Annotated in this window: 2 rRNA genes; both read right to left on the bottom strand. The window is 49.1% G+C overall.

The window, feature by feature from the left end:
- A 5S ribosomal RNA gene (gene rrf / locus HMPREF2917_RS07300) occupies positions 1-116 on the bottom strand.
- A gap of 79 nt (positions 117-195) precedes the next feature.
- Positions 196-3,097 (bottom strand): 23S ribosomal RNA (locus HMPREF2917_RS07295).
- Positions 3,098-3,261 lie beyond the last annotated feature (164 nt).

Raw genomic sequence — 3,261 nt, 5'->3', positions numbered from 1 at the left:
GCTAAGCGACTACCTTATCTCACAGGGGGCAACCCCCAACTACTTCCGGCGTTCTAGGGCTTAACTGCTGTGTTCGGCATGGGTACAGGTGTATCTCCTAGGCTATCGTCACTTAACTCTGAATGATTAAACATTCAAAATTGAACATCTATATTCTAACAAGTTAACCTTACATTGTCAATATCTTCTGACTCTTTGGATAAGTCCTCGAGCTATTAGTATTAGTCCGCTCCATTGCTCACACAACTTCCACTCCTAACCTATCTACCTGATCTTCTCTCAGGGCTCTTACTGATATAAAATCATGGGAAATCTCATCTTGAGGTGGGTTTCACACTTAGATGCTTTCAGCGTTTATCCCTTCCCTACATAGCTACCCAGCGATGCCTCTGGCGAGACAACTGGTACACCAGCGGTAAGTCCACTCTGGTCCTCTCGTACTAGGAGCAGATCCTCTCAAATTTCCTACGCCCGCGACGGATAGGGACCGAACTGTCTCACGACGTTCTGAACCCAGCTCGCGTGCCGCTTTAATGGGCGAACAGCCCAACCCTTGGGACCGACTACAGCCCCAGGATGCGACGAGCCGACATCGAGGTGCCAAACCTCCCCGTCGATGTGAACTCTTGGGGGAGATAAGCCTGTTATCCCCAGGGTAGCTTTTATCCGTTGAGCGATGGCCCTTCCATACGGAACCACCGGATCACTAAGCCCGACTTTCGTCCCTGCTCGAGTTGTAGCTCTCGCAGTCAAGCTCCCTTATACCTTTACACTCTGCGAATGATTTCCAACCATTCTGAGGGAACCTTTGGGCGCCTCCGTTACCTTTTAGGAGGCGACCGCCCCAGTCAAACTGCCCGTCAGACACTGTCTCCGTAGATGATGAACCTACCGGGTTAGAGTGGCCATAACACAAGGGTAGTATCCCAACAACGCCTCCATCGAAACTGGCGTCCCGATCTCAATGGCTCCTACCTATCCTGTACATGTGGCACAGACACTCAATATCAAACTGCAGTAAAGCTCCATGGGGTCTTTCCGTCCTGTCGCGGGTAACCTGCATCTTCACAGGTACTAAAATTTCACCGAGTCTCTCGTTGAGACAGTGCCCAAATCATTACGCCTTTCGTGCGGGTCGGAACTTACCCGACAAGGAATTTCGCTACCTTAGGACCGTTATAGTTACGGCCGCCGTTTACTGGGGCTTCAATTCATACCTTCGCGTTACCGCTAAGCACTCCTCTTAACCTTCCAGCACCGGGCAGGCGTCACCCCCTATACATCATCTTACGATTTAGCAGAGAGCTGTGTTTTTGATAAACAGTTGCTTGGGCCTATTCACTGCGGCTGACTGAAAGCCAGCACCCCTTCTCCCGAAGTTACGGGGTCATTTTGCCGAGTTCCTTAACGAGAGTTCTCTCGCTCACCTGAGGCTACTCGCCTCGACTACCTGTGTCGGTTTGCGGTACGGGTAGAGTATGATTAACGCTAGAAGCTTTTCTTGGCAGTGTGACGTCACTAACTTCGCTACTAAACTTCGCTCCCCATCACAGCTCAATGTTATAGAATTAAGCATTTAACTCAATTCACACCTCACTGCTTAGACGTGCACTTCCAGTCGCACGCTTTAGTTAGCCTACTGCGTCCCTCCTTCACTACATACTCTAGTACAGGAATATCAACCTGTTGTCCATCGGATACACCTTTCGGTCTCTCCTTAGGTCCCGACTAACCCAGGGCGGACGAGCCTTCCCCTGGAAACCTTAGTCTTACGGTGGACAGGATTCTCACCTGTCTTTCGCTACTCATACCGGCATTCTCACTTCTATGCGTTCCAGCGCTCCTCACGGTACACCTTCTCCACACATAGAACGCTCTCCTACCATACCTATAAAGGTATCCACAGCTTCGGTAAATTGTTTTAGCCCCGGTACATTTTCGGCGCAGGGTCACTCGACTAGTGAGCTATTACGCACTCTTTGAATGAATAGCTGCTTCTAAGCTAACATCCTAGTTGTCTGTGCAACCCCACATCCTTTTCCACTTAACAATTATTTTGGGACCTTAGCTGGTGGTCTGGGCTGTTTCCCTTTCGACTACGGATCTTAGCACTCGCAGTCTGACTGCCGACCATAATTCATTGGCATTCGGAGTTTATCTGAGATTGGTAATCCGGGATGGACCCCTCACCCAAACAGTGCTCTACCTCCAAGAATCTTAATGTCGACGCTAGCCCTAAAGCTATTTCGGAGAGAACCAGCTATCTCCAAGTTCGTTTGGAATTTCTCCGCTACCCACAAGTCATCCAAGCACTTTTCAACGTGCCCTGGTTCGGTCCTCCAGTGAGTTTTACCTCACCTTCAACCTGCTCATGGGTAGGTCACATGGTTTCGGGTCTACGACATAATACTAATGCGCCCTATTCAGACTCGGTTTCCCTACGGCTCCGTCTCTTCAACTTAACCTCGCATCATATCGTAACTCGCCGGTTCATTCTACAAAAGGCACGCTCTCACCCATTAACGGGCTCGAACTTGTTGTAGGCACACGGTTTCAGGTTCTATTTCACTCCCCTCCCGGGGTGCTTTTCACCTTTCCCTCACGGTACTGGTTCACTATCGGTCACTAGAGAGTATTTAGGGTTGGGAGATGGTCCTCCCAGATTCCGACGGGATTTCTCGTGTCCCGCCGTACTCAGGATACTGCTAGGTATAAAGACTATTTCGAATACGAGGCTCTTACTCTCTTTGGCTGACCTTCCCATGTCATTCTTCTATAATCTTTAAGTCCACATTGCAGTCCTACAACCCCGAAGAGTAAACTCTTCGGTTTGCCCTCCTGCCGTTTCGCTCGCCGCTACTCAGGCAATCGCTTTTGCTTTCTCTTCCTGCAGCTACTTAGATGTTTCAGTTCACTGCGTCTTCCTCTACCTATCCTTAACAGATAGGAGTACTAGCCATTAGCTAGTGGGTTCCCCCATTCGGACATCTCTGGATCGTCGCTTACTTACAGCTCCCCAAAGCATTTCGTCGTTTGTCACGTCCTTCTTCGGCTTCTAGTGCCAAGGCATCCACCGTGCGCCCTTATTAACTTAACCTTATTTTTGGTCTTGCGACCTAAACTCTTTAAATATTTACAGCGTTTCGGTTTATTTTCTTGTTACTATTTGATATAGATATTCAATTTTCAATGTTCAATCTTAACACCCTTACAGTGTTAATGGAGCCTAGCGGGATCGAACCGCTGACCTCCTGCGTGCAA

Origin of the sequence: Streptococcus sp. HMSC061E03, from assembly GCF_001813505.1 — a bacterium.
In the GTDB taxonomy this organism is placed as follows: Bacteria; Bacillota; Bacilli; order Lactobacillales; family Streptococcaceae; genus Streptococcus.
Note: the sequence above shows the minus strand (reverse complement) of the source record. Positions and strands in the feature narration are given on the sequence as shown.